General features: G+C 40.6%; 14 protein-coding genes. 12 read left to right on the forward strand and 2 right to left on the reverse strand.

Translation table 11 applies throughout. The annotated features are described in order from the left end of the window. Positions 1-160 precede the first annotated feature (160 nt). From ATH1_RS0106750 to pncA, 5 genes are all read left to right on the forward strand, one after another. Positions 161-898: a polyprenol monophosphomannose synthase gene (locus ATH1_RS0106750; protein ID WP_010419289.1), complete on the forward strand. Its 738-nt coding sequence runs from the start codon at positions 161-163 to the stop codon at positions 896-898. Beyond that, positions 895-2,232 (forward strand): dihydroorotase, encoded by a 1,338-nt coding sequence (locus ATH1_RS0106755; RefSeq protein ID WP_010419290.1) that lies wholly within the window; start codon positions 895-897, stop codon positions 2,230-2,232. Before ATH1_RS0106750 ends, ATH1_RS0106755 begins: the two co-directional genes overlap by 4 nt. Positions 2,233-2,610: 378 nt before the next feature. After that, positions 2,611-3,141 carry a hypothetical protein gene (locus ATH1_RS0106760; RefSeq protein WP_010419293.1) on the forward strand — a complete coding sequence of 177 codons (531 nt, stop codon included), beginning with the start codon at positions 2,611-2,613 and terminating at the stop codon, positions 3,139-3,141. Between the two features lie 346 nt (positions 3,142-3,487). Beyond that, positions 3,488-4,966: a nicotinate phosphoribosyltransferase gene (locus tag ATH1_RS0106765; protein ID WP_010419297.1), complete on the forward strand. Its 1,479-nt coding sequence runs from the start codon at positions 3,488-3,490 to the stop codon at positions 4,964-4,966. A 195-nt stretch (positions 4,967-5,161) separates the two neighbouring features. Next, on the forward strand, positions 5,162-5,788 hold the full coding sequence (gene pncA, locus ATH1_RS0106770) for a bifunctional nicotinamidase/pyrazinamidase (protein ID WP_010419300.1): 627 nt from the start codon (positions 5,162-5,164) through the stop codon (positions 5,786-5,788). On the opposite strand, the gene ATH1_RS0106775 is transcribed toward pncA, so the two are convergent. Beyond that, on the reverse strand, positions 5,769-7,028 hold the full coding sequence (locus ATH1_RS0106775) for an aspartate kinase (protein WP_010419303.1): 1,260 nt from the start codon (positions 7,026-7,028) through the stop codon (positions 5,769-5,771). The two genes, pncA and ATH1_RS0106775, sit on opposite strands and share 20 nt — an antisense overlap. Before the next feature lie 493 nt (positions 7,029-7,521). On the opposite strand from ATH1_RS0106775, the gene mfd reads away from it, so the two are divergent. Next, positions 7,522-10,890 (forward strand): transcription-repair coupling factor, encoded by a 3,369-nt coding sequence (mfd, locus tag ATH1_RS0106780; RefSeq protein WP_139035283.1) that lies wholly within the window; start codon positions 7,522-7,524, stop codon positions 10,888-10,890. An 11-nt stretch (positions 10,891-10,901) separates the two neighbouring features. On the opposite strand, the gene ATH1_RS0106785 is transcribed toward mfd, so the two are convergent. Further along, complete coding sequence (locus ATH1_RS0106785; RefSeq protein WP_029163995.1) at positions 10,902-11,981, reverse strand: response regulator; 1,080 nt, start codon at positions 11,979-11,981, stop codon at positions 10,902-10,904. Positions 11,982-12,335: 354 nt separating this feature from the next. Here ATH1_RS0106785 and ATH1_RS0106795 point away from each other — a divergent pair, with 354 nt between their 5' ends. The 6 genes from ATH1_RS0106795 to ATH1_RS0106815 all read left to right on the forward strand — a co-directional run bounded on the left by ATH1_RS0106795 (position 12,336) and on the right by ATH1_RS0106815 (position 18,133). Beyond that, positions 12,336-13,052 (forward strand): type III pantothenate kinase, encoded by a 717-nt coding sequence (locus tag ATH1_RS0106795; RefSeq protein WP_029163996.1) that lies wholly within the window; start codon positions 12,336-12,338, stop codon positions 13,050-13,052. Then, complete coding sequence (bamG, locus tag ATH1_RS0106800; protein ID WP_010419314.1) at positions 13,045-14,316, forward strand: BamG family beta-barrel-assembly machinery protein; 1,272 nt, start codon at positions 13,045-13,047, stop codon at positions 14,314-14,316. Before ATH1_RS0106795 ends, bamG begins: the two co-directional genes overlap by 8 nt. A gap of 45 nt (positions 14,317-14,361) precedes the next feature. Next, positions 14,362-14,547 carry a hypothetical protein gene (locus tag ATH1_RS22580; protein ID WP_081467429.1) on the forward strand — a complete coding sequence of 62 codons (186 nt, stop codon included), beginning with the start codon at positions 14,362-14,364 and terminating at the stop codon, positions 14,545-14,547. A 103-nt stretch (positions 14,548-14,650) separates the two neighbouring features. After that, complete coding sequence (locus ATH1_RS0106805) at positions 14,651-16,006, forward strand: tetratricopeptide repeat protein (RefSeq protein WP_010419317.1); 1,356 nt, start codon at positions 14,651-14,653, stop codon at positions 16,004-16,006. Positions 16,007-16,202: 196 nt separating this feature from the next. After that, positions 16,203-16,802: an LPS export ABC transporter periplasmic protein LptC gene (gene lptC / locus ATH1_RS0106810; RefSeq protein ID WP_010419321.1), complete on the forward strand. Its 600-nt coding sequence runs from the start codon at positions 16,203-16,205 to the stop codon at positions 16,800-16,802. Positions 16,803-16,867: 65 nt separating this feature from the next. After that, complete coding sequence (locus ATH1_RS0106815; protein WP_010419324.1) at positions 16,868-18,133, forward strand: hemolysin family protein; 1,266 nt, start codon at positions 16,868-16,870, stop codon at positions 18,131-18,133. The last annotated feature ends 104 nt before the right edge of the window (positions 18,134-18,237 follow it).

The raw sequence follows: 18,237 nt of genomic DNA on the forward strand, positions 1-18,237 counted from the left end.
GTCCCCTTTAGGGGAGGGGAGGGGTCAAAAGGCTTTTTAGACTGCACTCTAAAATAAATTTTCTGAAACTGAAAACCTGCATTTATCCAACCTAATGTAAACATTTAACAAAACTGTCAAAAACGTCATTATTCCATTGACCAAATAAAGAACCAAATAGATGACAAAGACCAAAAACCTGGTAATAATACCAACCTATAATGAAAAGGAAAATATTGAATCCATTATTAAAGCAGTTTTTTCTCAACCTGTGACATTCGAAATACTAATTATAGACGATGGTTCACCTGACGGTACAGCAACCATCGTAAAAAACATGCAAAAAGAATATCCGGAACGTTTGCACATCATAGAAAGGGAAGGTAAGCTTGGACTTGGAACAGCCTATATTACCGGTTTCAAATGGGCGCTTGAAAAAGGCTATGATTATATTTGTGAGATGGATGCCGATTTTTCTCACGATCCGAAAGACCTGAACAGACTGTATTACACCTGTGTGAATGAAGGTGCCCACCTAGCTATAGGTTCCCGGTACAAATCGGGGGTTAATGTGGTAAACTGGCCAATAGGAAGGGTTTTGATGTCATATTTTGCCTCGGTGTATGTAAGACTCGTGACGGGAATGAAAATTATGGATACAACAGCCGGCTTTAAATGCTATCACCGAAAGGTGCTGGAAACCATTAAGCTGGATAAAATAAATCTGAAAGGATATGGATTTCAGATAGAAATGAAGTTTTCAACCTGGAAATACGGTTTCAAGATCGTAGAGATTCCCATTATTTTTACGGATCGGCAACGGGGTTCTTCCAAGATGAGTGGAAGCATTTTCAGTGAAGCATTTTGGGGCGTAATCAAAATGAAAATAAGCAGCTTTTTTAAACAATATGAGGTATGAATATCCTGATAAAAAATGCAACCATAATTAACGAAGGTCAATCCCTCGAAGGAAGTGTACTTATAAAAGACCGCTTCATCGATAAAATTTTTAGCCCGAATGATGAATTGCCTGATGCTGATACCATAATTGATGCTACCGGACAATATCTTATTCCAGGGGTAATTGATGATCAGGTACATTTCCGGGAACCCGGACTGACCCATAAAGCAGACATTGAACACGACTCGAAAGCTGCGGTGGCAGGAGGCGTAACATCATTCATGGAGATGCCCAACACCAATCCTCAGACAACCACTATTGAAGCACTCAGGCAGAAATTTGAGATTGCCGAAAGAAAATCGTACGCCAACTATTCCTTCTACCTGGGAGCTACCAACGATAATCTGGATGAACTTTTAAAAGCCGATCCCCAAAATATTTGCGGAATTAAGGTTTTTATGGGATCATCAACAGGAAACATGCTTGTTGACAATCCTGAAACTCTCAGGAACATTTTTAAAGAAGTTCCTTTACTTATTGCGACTCATTGTGAAGACGAGCAAACAATCCGGAATAATACCAACCGTTACCGTCAGAAATACGGGGATGAAATGCCCTTCCGTTATCACCCCGAAATCAGAAGCACGGAAGCCTGTTATCGTTCGTCGTCACTGGCAGTGGAACTGGCTTCTAAATATAACTCCCGGCTGCATATCCTGCATGTCTCTACGGAACGTGAACTATCTCTGTTCTCCCGAAAACCACTGGAAGAGAAAGCCATTACTGCCGAAGTTTGCGTTCATCATCTTTGGTTTAGTGATGAAGATTACGACAAATATGGCACCAGGATAAAATGGAATCCTGCTGTAAAAACAAAAAAAGACAGGAATGCGCTTCGCGATGGCTTAAAAAACAACCTGCTTGATGTTGTAGCTACCGATCACGCGCCCCATACACTCGACGAAAAAAACAACAACTATTTCAATGCCCCATCCGGTGGGCCACTGGTGGAACACTCCCTGATTGCCATGCTCGAAATGGCCGCTCAGGGCATTTTCCCGAAAGAACTTGTGGTAGAAAAAATGTGCCACGCCCCGGCACGAATGTTCAATATCGACAGAAGAGGGTTTATAAAAGAAGGATATTATGCCGATCTGGCTCTGATTGTACCGGATCAAAAGAATATCATCAGTGACGAATCGGTTCATTATAAATGTAGATGGAGTCCGTTTTCGGGAACAACTTTTTCCCATAAAGTCACTCATACTATAATTAACGGCCGGATTGTTTACGAAAAAGGTCAGTTTGCCACAGAACCAGAAAGCATGTCTTTACAATTCATCCGTATATAATTTATTTATTAAGGTCGGATGGAACTCGCATGATTGACTTTATACATGTTCTGTTGTGGCAGACTTTGCCATGCTCGTTTCATCCGTATAAAATTAGTCTAAGTTGTTGGAATAATGCTATTTATTATGCTTTAATTGATTTTAGATTCTTCGCTCCGCTCAGAATGACAGACTGTCTAATGTCATTCTGAGGAGGTAACGACGAAGAATCTGTTACCTGTTTTTGGTTTCTTTGATGATTAAAGGTTAATTATACATGTTCTTTTGTGACAATCTTTGTCATGCTCATTTCATCAATATAAAATAAGTCTACGTTAATTGGTCGAATGGAACACGTTCCTTGTAATCGGGCTCCGTTTCAACTGATAAAAAAGTGATATGAAGCATAAACAATTGGTCATATTATCCGTTCTGCTGATGGGCACAGCTTTTATTGCCTGTAAGCATGAAGGCGGGGAACAAGCATCTTCCGAAGAACATATCACAGGCATTCAGGTTGCAGACACCATTTTATATCCGGTAGATATCATTAACCTGGATTCTACCGACAAATGGGCGGATATCAGATTAAGAAGGCTTCAACGCAAACGCATGATCAACATGCTCTTTGAAGCCATATACCAGGGAAATGTTAAAGCCTTCGATTATTATACCGACGAACCTTTTAGCCCGGAAGATATAAAGGAGATGGAAGCTTCGGGTCAATTTGAACGCAACGAAGTATCGCAACTTCAATTTGAAGAAGCATGGTATCTCGATACCATCAACAACCGGATGACAAAAGAGGTACAATCGGTACTTCTGGCATGGCCGGTATATGACACCAACGGTGCCTTCCAGGCTTATAAAGCGGGTTTTGTGGTGAAATTCGAAAATGAAGGAAAAAATGAAACAGGCATGGCATTTTGATTTCCCCGTCGGCTCCGCCGTTTTGTTTACAAAGAAAACCGCCACAAAAGGACATGTTTGAGTGAATGAGGATGCAAAAATTTAAAACAACACTGAGTTTGGCAACAAAGATGCTTTTGAGACCAGGCTCATCATTAAATTGTTAGGATTGTTAGATTGTTAGCTAATGTAATAAAACTTATAACATTATAACAACTAACACATTAACAATTTTAACAATTATAACAGCCGTAACAACTTATTAAATGTAAGATGAAACGAGCATAGCAACGTTTTCCACAACAGAACATGAGAACTCTTGCATGCGAGTTCCGTCAGACCAATAACTTAGACTAATTTTATACTGATGGATAACTTAAAAACCACATATAAGAATTCGTTGGCACTGCTTACTGATCTCTACGAAATAACCATGGCTTATGGGTTTTGGAAGAATAATAAGCACAGACAACGGGCCGTGTTTAACCTGTTTTTCCGCAACAATCCTTTCCAAGGGGGATTTGCCGTGAAATGCGGACTGGATTATGTTATTGATTTTTTGAAAAATTTCAAATTTTCAGATTCAGACCTCTCTTATCTTGCAGAATTAAAGGGGAATGACCAGAAGCCTTTATTCGATCCGGAATTTCTGGACTATCTTCGGAATATGCCATTTGAATGTGATGTTGATGCTATTCCGGAAGGAACTATTGTTTTCCCCTACGAACCCCTTATTCGAGTAAAAGGACCACTACTGCAATGTCAGTTCATCGAATCGGCACTGCTCAATTTTATCAATTTCCAAACGCTGATAGCTACTAAGGCAGCCCGTATCACAATTGCAGCAAAAGGTGATCCTGTTATGGAATTCGGATTACGAAGAGCCCAGGGAGTGGATGGATCGCTTGCAGCAACACGCGCTGCATTTATTGGCGGATGTGCCGGCACATCCAATGTATTGGCCGGGAAAAAATTTGGAATTCCTGTCCTGGGAACTCATGCACACAGCTGGGTACAGGCATTTGACAGTGAAACGGAAGCTTTCGAGGCCTTTGCTAACACACTGCCCAACAATACCATCTTCCTGGTTGATACTTATAATACACCGAAAGGTATTGATAATGCAATAGCTGTTACCAAAAAAACAGAAGCCAAAGGTCACAAAATAAACGGTATTCGCTTAGACTCAGGCGATCTTGCCTACTTCAGCCAACTGGCACGAAAGAAACTCAATGAAGCCGGCCTTTCGCATCTGAAAATCCTGGCCAGTAACGATTTGGACGAACATATTGTTGCCAGCCTGAAACAACAAGATGCCGAAATCGATAGCTGGGGTATAGGCACAAAACTCATTACTGCCTATGATCAACCTGCGTTAGGCGGGGTTTATAAATTATCGGCCATAGAAAAGAACGACGGTCAATGGGAAGACCGCATCAAGCTTTCCGAACAATCTGTAAAGATCAATATCCCCGGATTACAACAGGTCAAAAGGTTCTTCAAAGAAGGACAGATGGTGGGCGACATGATTTTTGATGAACGAACAGACCTTTCCGGTACAGTAAGAATTATAGACCCGGTCGATCCTACACGCTCAAAAATCCTTGACAAAAAAAATCTGGAATGTGAAGACCTTTTGAAACCGGTATTCAGAAAGGGAAAGTGCGTTTATAAAAACGAAACCATCCACCACCTTCAAAAACGAACATCGGAACAACTTAGTTTGTTAGATAAGACAATAAAACGTTTTATTAATCCACACCGGTATCCTGTCGGATTGGAGGAGAGCCTTTTCAAACGAAGACTGGAGCTGATTTTGAAACATAAAGAAGAGGCACAACACTGATGAAACGAGCATGGCGTTTTGATTTATCGTTTGCATAAAAGAGTGCAGTATAAAAACCCGACACCTAAGAGCTCGTACATTTAAGAAGTCAGACGCAGCCAAAATAACGCAAGATTCTTGTTATGAGAGCGTTGTAATTTATTTCTTCGATTTCATAAACAATTAATTACCTGTTATTTGTAAAAATTTTCCCTCATGGATGCTTTATTAATAGTTGACGTACAAAACGATTTTCTTCCGGGTGGCTCACTGGAGGTACCGGAAGGCGATAAAATAATTTCCGTCATTAATGCACTTCAAACCGGATTTGGACTTATCGTTGCCACCAGAGACTGGCACCCGGCCAACCACGGAAGTTTCGCATCAAACCACAAAGGCCATAACCCCGGCGATGTTATTGACCTGGACGGTCTGGAGCAAATTTTATGGCCCGATCACTGCGTGCAGGGAAGTCCTGGAGCCGAAATTTCTCCCTTGTTGAACCAACGCATAATACAAAAAGTCGTCTTCAAAGGAACAGACCCTAAAATAGATTCCTACAGCGCCTTTTTTGACAATGGTCACCGCATACAAACCGAACTTCATGATTATCTTCAGAAAAAAGGTGTAAAACGTCTGTTTGTGACAGGGCTTGCCGCGGATGTATGTGTTTACTTTACAGTGAAAGATGCGTTGGAACTGGGATATGAAACCTTTCTGGTAACCGATGCCACCAAAGGCGTTAATCTTAAACCCGATGACACATCCAAAGCATTTGAGGATATGGAAAAAAAAGGCGCCAAACTAATCAAATCAGAGGATGTTATGAAGCTTCGGAAATAACGAACCGAGCATTTTTTCTCGTGATTTGTGAATCGATGACAGTGTAACCATTTAGCTTTTCTTCTATAACGTCTTGAGTGTAATGTCTGATGGTCAATAAGTCAACATTTTCATTATATCTGACCACCATGGTTTCCATAAAGTTTTCCAACAGCGACTTCAGCTCCTCCCTGTTATCCACACATGCAGTAAAATTGAGTGCTGAAGTCTGTAAAAGGTTGATGCCGACTCTGTATTGACCGAAAAGTGACAAAATGCGTCCAAGATAGTTTTCGGTAATAAACGAATAATCGCGGGGAGAAAGCGTCAAAAAAACCTGGTTTCGTTTAAGAATGTAAATCGGTGGCAAATGCGAAGGATTTTCTCCGCTGATGATTGTTCCTTGCTCCAGAGGGTTCAGAAACGACTTGACGAACAACGGAATTTTCTTGTTTTGAAGGGGTTTTAAAGTTTTCGGATGGATAACCTGCGCCCCGTAGTAAGAAAGCTCGATGGTTTCGGCATACGAAAGCGCATCAATTTTCTGTGCATCCGTGAAAATTCGAGGATCGGCATTCAATATCCCCGGAACATCTTTCCAAACCGTTACTTTCCCCGCATCCATAACATTACCGATTATTGCGGCAGTATAGTCAGACCCCTCACGCCCAAGTGTAGTTGAAATGTTACTGATGGTACCCCCCAGAAATCCCTGAGTAAGATACAGTCCGGGTCCTTCAAATGCAAATGTCTCATGCATCAGTCTGGATGTCAGATCCCAATTGACGTTCGCAGCGCGGTAAATATCATCGGTTTTCAATACCTGCCGAATGTCCACCCAGGTATTCTGAACACCCGAGTGATTGAGATATGCGCTGATTATCAAAGTAGAAAGCAGCTCACCATACGAAACAATCTGGTCGTACTCGTAATCGAAATGCATAGATGGCATCTGATCTAACCGGCATTCCAAAGATTGCAAACAGTCGTAAAAAGGAATCAGATCGGGAACATCAAGACGCCCAAACAAATTGCCGGCAATTTCTTCATGATATGATTTTACCAACTGAAACCGCTCCTTCATTTCGTCGGGCTTCTCTGAAAAATAACTTTCCGCCAAAGCCTCCAGTGCATTGGTGGTTTTTCCCATAGCCGATACAACCACCACATGCGGCCGGTCCAGTTGCTCAACTATTTTCAGTAAATTACATACAGAATCGGCATCTTTAACCGATGCCCCTCCGAATTTGGATATTTGCATTTTGTATAATTTCTTTTAGAAAGCGACCCGGTTTTTTAATTAAATACCACTAAACACCGATTTGCGCCTCGATCAGGACAAAAATAGCTTTTTTAGCAACAGACTCATACATCTCTGCTGATTATGATTGAACGTAGCAAAATATTATTGAGTGCAGTATAAAAAGCATATTTTTGTCAAAATCAAGGCGTTTTAAATTCTTGTACCGTGGTTAACTCTTAGTTAATGAGGATGCAAAAAATTAAAACAACAACGAGTTTGGCAACAAAGATGCTTTTTAGACCGGGCTCATTATTTTGAGGTACTATGAGTTTTGCCTGTAATTATTCCATGCCGGAATTGCAAAAATAAATCGCAAAGAAAATGATAGTCTTTTGTTCCCTTTGCGTGCAAATATTTTGGGGCTTTTGCGTGGAATATTTTAACAGCACTTCAGAATTATTTAGCCTGCTTCTTATTTCACCTCCTGCCTTTTTCTCAAAAACCACTACTTTTGCAAAAAATTTTACAAGTGGAGTTAAGCACGTTAATAAATATTTTCAAAGACCATCCGGGGCTGAAAGAACTTACCGGGTGGCTCAATGAACCAAAAGAAAACATCTATCTGAAAGGACTCTCCGGCTCATCCTTTGCTCTGGCCGGTGCTGTAGGTGCAGGACAGTTCAAGCATCTGTTTGTGCTTTACGATAAAGAAGATGCCGCTTATTTCTACCATGATCTGGTGCAACTGAGAGGAGAATCTTCAGTCTTTTTCCTGCCTTCGAGCTACAAACGTTCCCCTGAATTCGGTCAGCCCGACAGCAACAACATTATCCTCCGCACCGAAGCCCTGGAACAACTCCGGAATCCATCCGGCAGTTGCTTTGTTGTAACCCATACCGAAGCGCTCCTGGAACCGGTACCTTCAACGCAGGAAATGAGCGGACAGTCGATGACTATTCAAACAGGCGACCAACTCGACCTGACCTTTGTAGCTGATTTCCTGCAGGAACTGAATTTTCAGCGCGTTGACTTCGTCTATGAGCCGGGTCAGTATTCTTTGCGTGGCTCCATAGTTGATGTGTATTCCTTTTCAAATGAGGACCCGGTACGGATTGATTTTTTTGGCGATGAGGTGGAAAGCATCCGTACTTTCGATATAGAAAATCAACTGTCAAAAAAATCGCTCGAATCCGTGGTAATTTTCCCCAACTTATCGGAAATACAGGAAAAATCAGATAATTATATTCCACTTCCCGATTTTCTTGATCAACAAACCCGGGTATGGATGGAGCAACCCACCCAAATTATGGGAAAGGCAAAAGAAGTATTCCGGAAAGTAATCAGAAAAAACGAAAACATTGATAACCCATCTGAATTACAGAATATTCCGTCACCAGAAAACCTGGTAAACCCGGAAAAGCTGGAAAAAGCCTTTGCGGTGTGGCCCAAAATAATCAGGGACAACACTCCTCCGCACGATAACGTGCGATCAATCCGGTTTGAAACTTCACCTCAGCCTGTTTTTAAGAAAAACTTTGAACTACTCGAAAATGACATACAAAACAAGCTGGATGAAAAATATCAGGTGTACATTCTGTCAGACAATCCGCGTCAGCTTGAACGTCTTCGACAGATATTTGACGATCGGGGAAAACATTTGAACTATAAAGAAATTGATCACACGCTTCACAGCGGATTTATAGATCATCAGTTAAAAGTATGTGTTTATACCGACCATCAGATTTTCGACCGTTATCATAAATTTGCACTTCGAACCGATAAAGCAAAGGCAGCCCGCCAATCACTTTCCATCAAAGAACTTTCGCGGCTCAACCCCGGCGATTACGTAGTACACATAGATCACGGAATAGGGAAGTTCGGCGGATTGGTTACCACCGACGTAAACGGCCGGAAGCAGGAAGCCATCAAACTTACTTATAAAGACAATGATGTTATTCTCGTCAATATACATTCGCTCCACCGCATCAGTAAGTTTAAAGGGAAAGACGGGGAACCTCCGCGTATTAACAAGCTGGGAACCGGTGCATGGCAACGCACCAAAGAAAAGACCAAAAAGAAGGTAAAAGATATTGCCCGTGAACTTATTGCCCTTTATGCAGCACGAAAAGCCGAGCCTGGCTATGCCTTTTCGCCAGACTCCTTTATGCAGAAAGAATTGGAAGCTTCTTTTATTTTTGAGGATACTCCGGATCAAAACAAATCTACCCAGGCCATAAAAAATGACATGGAAGATAAAACACCCATGGACAGGCTCGTTTGTGGCGATGTGGGCTTCGGGAAAACGGAACTGGCAATAAGGGCTGCTTTTAAAGCCGTAAGTGACAATAAACAGGTTGCAGTGTTAGTTCCTACCACGATTCTTGCTCTTCAGCACTATCGCACATTCAAAGACCGACTCGCTGATTTTCCCTGCCGTGTGGAATATGTGAGCCGCCTACGTAAAACATCAAAAACGAAAGAAGTAATCAACGATCTGAAAGAAGGAAAAGTAGATATCGTAATCGGGACACATCGTCTGGTGAGCAAAGATGTTACATTCAAAGACCTTGGGCTCCTGATTGTTGATGAGGAACAAAGATTCGGCGTGACAGTAAAGGAAAAGCTAAAGCGCCTGAAAATTAACGTAGATACACTCACCCTTACAGCAACACCAATCCCCCGAACCCTCCAGTTTTCGTTGATGGGAGCAAGGGATTTATCCATCCTGAATACACCCCCGCCCAACAGGCACCCGATTATCACAGAACTTCATGTATTCAACGAAGCCATCATTAAAGAGGCCATTACCTACGAAGTAGAACGCAACGGTCAGGTTTTCTTTATCAACAACAGGATACAAGACATCTATGAACTCGAAAAAACCCTCAACCGGTGGCTTCCCGATGTCAAAACCGTTGTGGCACACGGTCAGATGGAGGGGCCAAAACTTGAGCGCATTATGCTCGATTTTATTGAAGGCGAATACGATGTCCTGATAGCCACTGCTATTATTGAATCGGGACTGGACATTCCCAATGCCAACACCATAATAATAAACAATGCACATCATTTTGGCCTGAGCGATCTTCACCAGCTAAGAGGAAGAGTCGGACGCTCGAACAAAAAAGCCTTTTGTTATCTTCTGGCCCCGCCGCTGAACACACTTACCCAGGATGCAAGAAGACGGTTGCAAATCATTGAGGAATTCTCTGAACTGGGCAGTGGTTTTAATATCGCCATGCAGGATCTGGACATCAGAGGAGCAGGAAATCTACTGGGAGCGGAACAAAGCGGATACATTGCAGACATTGGCTACGAAACCTATCAGAGAATACTTCAGGAAGCCATGCTGGAACTCAGAGAAGATGAATTTCCCGACCTTTTCAAAGAAGAACCAAAAGCGGGAGAAGAAGACAAAAATATATTCGTCAACGACTGCCAGATTGAAACCGATGAAGAGGTCAGAATTCCTGAGGATTATGTCACCAACATAGCGGAACGCATGGACCTTTACAGGGAACTGGACAACATAACAGAGGAAGAAGGCATCAAAAGTTTTGAGCTTAAACTCAAAGACCGGTTTGGCCAAATACCCGAACCCGCCCTGGCACTGCTTGACATAGTAAGATTGAGAATAAAGGCCAAAACCATGGGCATTGAAAAAGTTTACCTGAAAAATCATTCGGCCCGCCTCTATTTTGTTAACAATCCGGAATCACGTTTTTATCAGTCCGAATGCTTTGGAAAAATTCTGAATTGGGTTCAACGCCATCCGAAAGATGTTCAGATGAAGCAAAAAGGTGAAAGGCTGATATTAACCGTCAAAAAAGTGAAAGACATACAGGCTCTAAGCGATTTATTGAAAGAAATGTCATCGTAGCACCAATGCCCCTATTTTTCGACTGCATCATTCATTACCACAAGAATTTCCTCCGGTTCTCCATCTCCATTTCTTAAAATATATCCCGCACACCTAAGTTGATGAGAAGTGGTTTCGATTATCAATTCGGAAGGTGTGTCATTTTTCCGGTTGAATATATTGGCCAGTGTTCCCCGGTCAATATTCATCCAGGGGCGCAAAGTGAACACCGAATGCCCGCGCATATCAAAGGCAGGAGAGACATACTCCTGAAAAGCAGGATTATAATCTTTTACTTCAAACAAATTATTGATAAGCAAAATAGCTCCCTTTCCCGACAAGACAGCCTCACGCCATTTTTTCAATTCATCGATCCGGGCCAGATAGCTCGAAACCTCAACCAATACCATCTGAAAAGCAGTAGCACCATTAAATGTTATCAGCGATGTATGAACCACTACTTTTAACCGTTTGTGATGAAATGTATTGATTTCTAAAAGGAACGGCTTAATATTTTCACTCTTTTCATCGGCAAATATACTCTCCAGTATGGGCACAAATTCATCATCCACAAAATCGGTCATGGCTGTCCCCACAATATCTTCCATGTAATGCGTTTTAAAAAGATCGAGTGCAAGATTATTCAAATAGCGAATAATCCCTTTCTGCACAATGATAATAGCAATCGGGGCTTTGGAAATGTAATCCCTGAAACTCTGTTCCCGGCGTTTCTGATCAAGGTCGGCCTTATGTTTATAATAAGCCAAATCCATGGTTATTCCCAGTTCTTTCTTTGTTATGGGCTTCACCAGATAGCCGTAAGAGTTCGAAATAACAGCTCTCTCAACCACTTCAGAACTGGTATCACTCGACACAAAAATAACCGGAATCTCACATTCCCGCTGAATGGTTTCGGCAGCTTGAATACCATCAACATCTCCCTCCAAATGGATATCCATTAAAACTATATCGGGTTTATGAATCTTTGATTCTTCCAAAGCTTCATGCCCTGTCTTACATCTGCCAATAATTTCAAAACCCAGGTCTTTTAAAAACAAAGAAAATATAGCAGAAATAAACCGGTCATCTTCAACTACCAAAACTTTTCGCATAATAATGGTATAATTTTTGGGAGTAACACGTTTACCCAAAAAGAAAAATTACATTTGTCGAAATTTATTAGCAACATCTTGTTCCAGGATGGTTCAGAAAATAAAATTTTATGGCCCCACAATCAGACATTAAGAATCGTTCCTTTTGTATCTGAATTATTTCAGATACAATACTGATGAGGCCGGTCTAAAAAGCATCTTTGCTGTCAAACTCGTTGTTGTTTTAAATTTTTGCATCCTCATTAACAAAAAGTTAACTCCGGTACAAAAATTTAAAATGCCTTGTTTTTGATAAAAATATGCCTTTTATACTGCACTCATTCTGATGCAACATTAAATTTTGAATTTGAAAGTATGAATTTAGCAATTGATCAGGGAAACAGCAGCACAAAATTAGGATTTTTTGACAAGGGCAAGCTTATTGCCACTTACAAGCTGTTTTTTCTTGACCAACAAAAACTAAATGAACTTTGCAAACGCCATTCGCCCGGTAAAATTATTGTTTCTTCCGTTACACAGGAAACAAAAATATTAGAACAATTTTTCTCAGCAGCAAAAACCCGGTTCATTATTTTCGACCAAAATACTCCGCTTCCTTTTATCAATCAGTATAAAACGCCGGAAACTTTGGGCAAAGACAGGCTGGCAGCCATTGCCGGAGCACAAGCACACTATCCGGAGTCTACCTTATTGATCATCGACGCAGGAACCGCAATAACCTTCGACCTTGTGGTTGGAAACACTTTTACAGGCGGTAACATATCGCCGGGTTTACAAATGCGTTTTACAGCACTCCATACGCAAACCAAACAGCTTCCCAAAGTAGAACCCGGTCAATCGGAGTTCTGGGGAAAAACAACAGAGGAAGCCATACGCTCAGGGGTACAGAATGGTATCATAATGGAATTAGATTCATATATTGACAAAACAAGAAAGCAATATCCCGATGTCAAAACAATCATCACAGGGGGAGATGCAGATTTTTTTGTTACCTACACAAAAAATATCATCTTTGTACATCCAAATTTAGTACTTCACGGTCTCAACAGAATATTAGAATACAATGCATAAACTTATCAGATATCATTTTTTGCTATTGGCACTGGTTGTTTCATTGACAACCTATGCCCAGAAAAAAACCTACTCTCCCTTTTCAAGATATGGCATCGGAGAATTAAATACAGCAGGTTATGGCCAGAATGCCGGAATGGCCAATACAGGTATAGGGGTCAGAACCAATGAGCATCTTAATTTCATGAATCCGGCCTCCTATTCGGCCATAGACACCATGTCTTTTTTCTTCGAAACAGGGGTAACCGCTCATTCCCAGACTTTTGAAACGGCAGGAGGAGATGAACAATACAATAACATTGACTTCAGCTACTTCGCAATGGGATTCCCCATTTCCAAAAACGTCCATACATCTTTGGGACTGAGACCTTATTCAAATGCAGGATATGAGTTTGAATTCTCTGACGGGACTTCACTCAACAGGGCCATAGGAACAGGGAACATATCTGCAGCATACGCAGGTCTCTCAATTCGTCCTTTACCCAATCTTTCCCTGGGGCTCCATGCCATCTATCTTTTTGGTAATATCAGGCATACTAATTTTATTGAATTCATTGATGATGAGGCCGCATACAAATATGGTATTCAGAATGAGCTGCATGCCAGCGATTTTATTTTCGACTTTGGCGCACAATACACACACCAAATAAGTGAAACAGAAAAGATCACTGCAGGTCTGACTTTCCGCCCTCAAAGTCCCGTTAACGGCGATTTTCAACGAACCGTGGCAAAAGGGTCGCAGTATGCAGAAGACGGCAAACTTTTCACTGCCAACTATGTGATTCCGGAGGCCTCGGATACGTCCAATATCTCAAGTTTTGATCTGGCCAGTTCCATTGGACTGGGGATATCCTACCAAAGAAATGAAAATCTGACGATAGCCGCCGATTATGTTCTCTCCAACTGGGGAGATGTCACATTCCCCGACGGCTATACAAAAACCACAAACAGCTCGCATTTTTCTGCCGGGGCCCAATTTATTCCGAATCTGCGATCCCGCAATTACCTGGCACGAATGAGATACAGGGCAGGTATTAAGTATGGTAATCAATACATTCAGATAAACGATAATGAACTAAATAATTTTGGCATAACTTTTGGGATAGGTTTACCACACAACAGAAGTAAAACATCCATAAACCTGGCCTTTGAATACGGAACCATTACTCCCACGGGAGATTTAGACATCGATGAAACTTATGGAAAAATAACCTTGAATTTTACATTTCATGAATTGTGGTTCAGGCAATGGAAATTCGATTAATAAAAAGCTGTGTGTAAGGAATTCAATTTTTGTTAATATTTTAATATCTTTGCACCTGTTTTTTTTGAAAAAATAAAATATGAATGCAGTCTAAAAAGCCTTTTGACCCCTAAATCCCCTAAAGGGGACTTTTTCAAACTGCTGATTTTTAGCAGTTCCACTTTAGGGGTCAGGGGTAAAAATGATAAAAATCAGCAGTTTGAAGGCTTTTTATACTGCACTCAAAGATAAATAACAAAATCAAATAATCTGAAAACACGGAACAGTTTTAATTTCAGAACAATAAGTGAAAAGCGGGGACTAAACTGATTTCGTATTATAAAAATTTACAATCATGAAAGCGTTTACAATTATAGTATCAGGATTGCTCTTATCCATAACACAAACCTTTGCACAAAAAGGTGTAGAAGACGGTTCAAAGTACGGACATGGAGAAGACAGCATCCGATGCCTGAAAAACCTTTCACTCTATACAGAGTTGGTAAAACAGGAACTTTATGATGATGCATACCCTTACTGGCAAATCGCCTTTAATGAATGTCCGTTGTCTACCAGGAGGCTTTATACCGACGGGGTAGATATAATATCTTATAAGCTGGAAAATGCATCGGAAGAGGCACAAAAAGATGAACTTTTTAATAAACTGATGAATGTATATGATCAGCGAATGAAATATTTTGGTGATCATTCAAGATATGGCATTCCCTATATTAAAGGGATTAAAGCCATTGACATGTTGAAGTACAGGAAAGATGATCCGGAAATCAGAAAAGAAGCCTATCAGTTGCTCAGTGATGCTGTTAACAATGACGGGGCAAAATATCAACCGGCAGCCTATGCTTTATTTTTAACTACTTCTATCGCTATGCTTAATGACGGTGAGCTATCTTCTGAAGAGGTTGTCAGCAATTATATTACCATTACCGAAAAAGTAAATGAACACCTGGAAGATCCCAATATGGAAAAGTATAATGATATTTATACCAAATTGTCGGGACAGGTAGAGGATTTATTTGCCAGTAGCGGAGCTGCCGATTGTGAAACTCTGGACAAAATATTTTCACCACAGCTTGAAGAGCATAAAAATGACCTCGAATGGCTGCAGAAAGTCAGCCGCCTCCTGGCCAAAGGACTTTGTGAAGACATGGAGCTTTTATACAAAGTATCTGAATACCAATATGAGATTGAGCCATCAAGCTCGGCTGCATACGGACTGGCAAGGATGTACATCAAATCGGGCGATACCCAACGTGCCATCAGCTATTTTAAGGAAGCCATAGAAATGGAAAAAAACGATATTCAAAAAGCTGAATTCTATTACCAGCTCGGACTGATTCATCTGGCAGAAAAAAACTATATAGCAGCTCGATCAAACGCATTAAAAGCGGCAGATATTAATCCCGAATGGGGGAAACCCTATATTCTTATTGGTAAAGCCTATGCTGCTTCAGCCAACAGTATCGGCGAGAATGAATTTGAACACAAAACAGCCTACTGGGCTGCAGTGGACAAATTTAAAAGAGCCAAAGCGATTGATCCCAAAACGGCCGACGAAGCCAACGAGTTGATCAATACCTATAGCAGCCATTTCCCGAAAACCGAGGAAATCTTCTTTCAGGGACTTGAAGAAGGGGGAGCTTACACAGTTGGCGGATGGATTGGCGAACGTACCACCGTCAGATCCAGGTAAAGAATATAATAAGCATGACAAAGTTTGTCACAAAAGAACATGTATAAAAATCTCAATCATGCGAGTTCCATCAGGCCAATGACTTAGACTTATTTTATACTGATGAAACGAGCATGGCAAAGATTACCACAATCAGAATATGTATAAGTTTTTGCATGCGAGTTCCATCCGGCCTTAATAAATAAATTTTATACGGATGAAACAACATATTGTAAATAGCAATAAAATTTTGACAGCAGGCAGTATTATATATTTACTGCTTGCTGTTGTTTTTTTATTATCATCCTGCCAGTCAAACAACCCTGAGGATATAAAAGCCGTTGTTGACGAAAATAATTTCCCTTCACTTGCAGTTAATGAACTTGAAAGTGTAATTACCGATTCTGGAAAGGTTGCTTACCGGTTTATTACGCCGGAAATGAATCAGTATGAAAACAGAAAACAACCCTACACCGAATTCCCGAAAGGATTGCATCTAATCGTTTACAATGACCAGGAAGAAATAGATGCCCAGATTAAAAGCAATTATGCCATTTATTACGAAGACGAAAATCTCTGGGAACTCCAGAATAACGTGGAAGCAGTAAACTTTAAAAATGAAGTCATCAATACCGAACAGTTATTCTGGGACACTAAAAAACATCTTATCTATTCGGATGAATTCATAAAAATTACCACTGAAACAGAAATACTAACCGGTTACGGCTTCGAATCGGATGAAAAATTTGAAAATTACACCATAAAAAATATCAGCGGAATTTTGTCGGTTGAAGAAGAACAGCGAAAAGAACCATGAGCCATAAAACCCGGTAAAAAATGCTAAGTTTTTATTAACTTTCGGGAAAGATTACCTCCTTAAAAATGGAATATTTACCTGTAATAATTGTAACCATACTTTTTTCAGCGTTTTTTTCCGGAAGCGAAATGGCTTTCCTTTCGGCCAATAAGCTGTTAATAGAATTGAACAGGAAGAAAAATCCGCACATTGCCAAAATTATTGATGTTTTCCTTCAAAAACCGGGATTGTTTATTACCACGATTCTTATTGGTAACAACATTGCATTAGTGGTATATGGAATTTATACAGCTCATCTTTTTGAGCCTGTCATAGGCCGGTATGTCAGTTCCGATTTCTCTGTCTTACTGCTGCAAACCATTGTATCAACAATAATAATTCTTATTACAGCTGAATTTCTGCCCAAAATAGTTTTCAGAATAAACCCTGTCTTCACCTTGAATATTTTCAGCATCCCCCTTTCGCTGTTTTACGGTCTCTTCTTTCCATTGTCAAAAATGACCCATGGCATTTCCAAGTTTCTGATACGCAAAATAACCGGTTCTGAAAGTAAAACCAGCACAGAAGACCTTGTTATCGGGCGGTTGGATTTCAACAATCTTCTTACGGAACACCAGGAAAAAACACCACAGGATGACAACATACCCCAGGAGGTCAAACTCCTCAAAAATGCGCTTGACTTTTCTTCTCTGAAAGTAAGAGAATGTACCATTCCACGTACCGATCTGGAGGCAGTTGACATCGAAGACAGCATTGAAACCCTGCGTCAGAAATTCATAGACAGCGGACACTCCAAAATTCTTGTTTATAAAGAACACATCGATAATATTGTTGGATATGTACATGTATCGGAACTATTTAAAAGCCCGAAAAAGCTCAGAAACATAATCAGCCCCATAAGCATTGTACCCGAAACAATGACCGCCAATAAGCTATTGGAATTATTCACGAAAGAACACAGGAGCATTGCATTGGTCGTTGATGAGTTCGGAGGTACTGCAGGCATCGTCACATTAGAGGACATACTCGAAGAAATTTTCGGAGAGATAGATGATGAGCATGACATCTCAGACCTGGTGGAAAAGCAAATTGATGAGTATACTTATCAGTTCTCAGGCCGCTTTGAAATTGACTACCTCAACGAAAAATATCAACTCGAATTGCCCGTATCCGACGAATATGAGACGCTTGCGGGAATGATACTGACCTATAATGAATCAATCCCTAAAAAGGGAGACAAAATCCGGATCGACCCGTTTGAAATTAAAATTCTGGAGGCCAGCAGTTCAAAAATTGAACTTGTAGAACTCAACAAAAAGGAAGAACATTAACCAGATAAATTGGCCAAATTTTTATTCGTTATAAATTCGCATCACTTATACTTGAAGAAAACCGATTGTGCATTTTTTTGTATATTCGTGACCTGATTTAAAAA

This window comes from Anaerophaga thermohalophila DSM 12881, from assembly GCF_000191885.1.
Taxonomy (GTDB): Bacteria; Bacteroidota; Bacteroidia; order Bacteroidales; family Marinilabiliaceae; genus Anaerophaga; species Anaerophaga thermohalophila.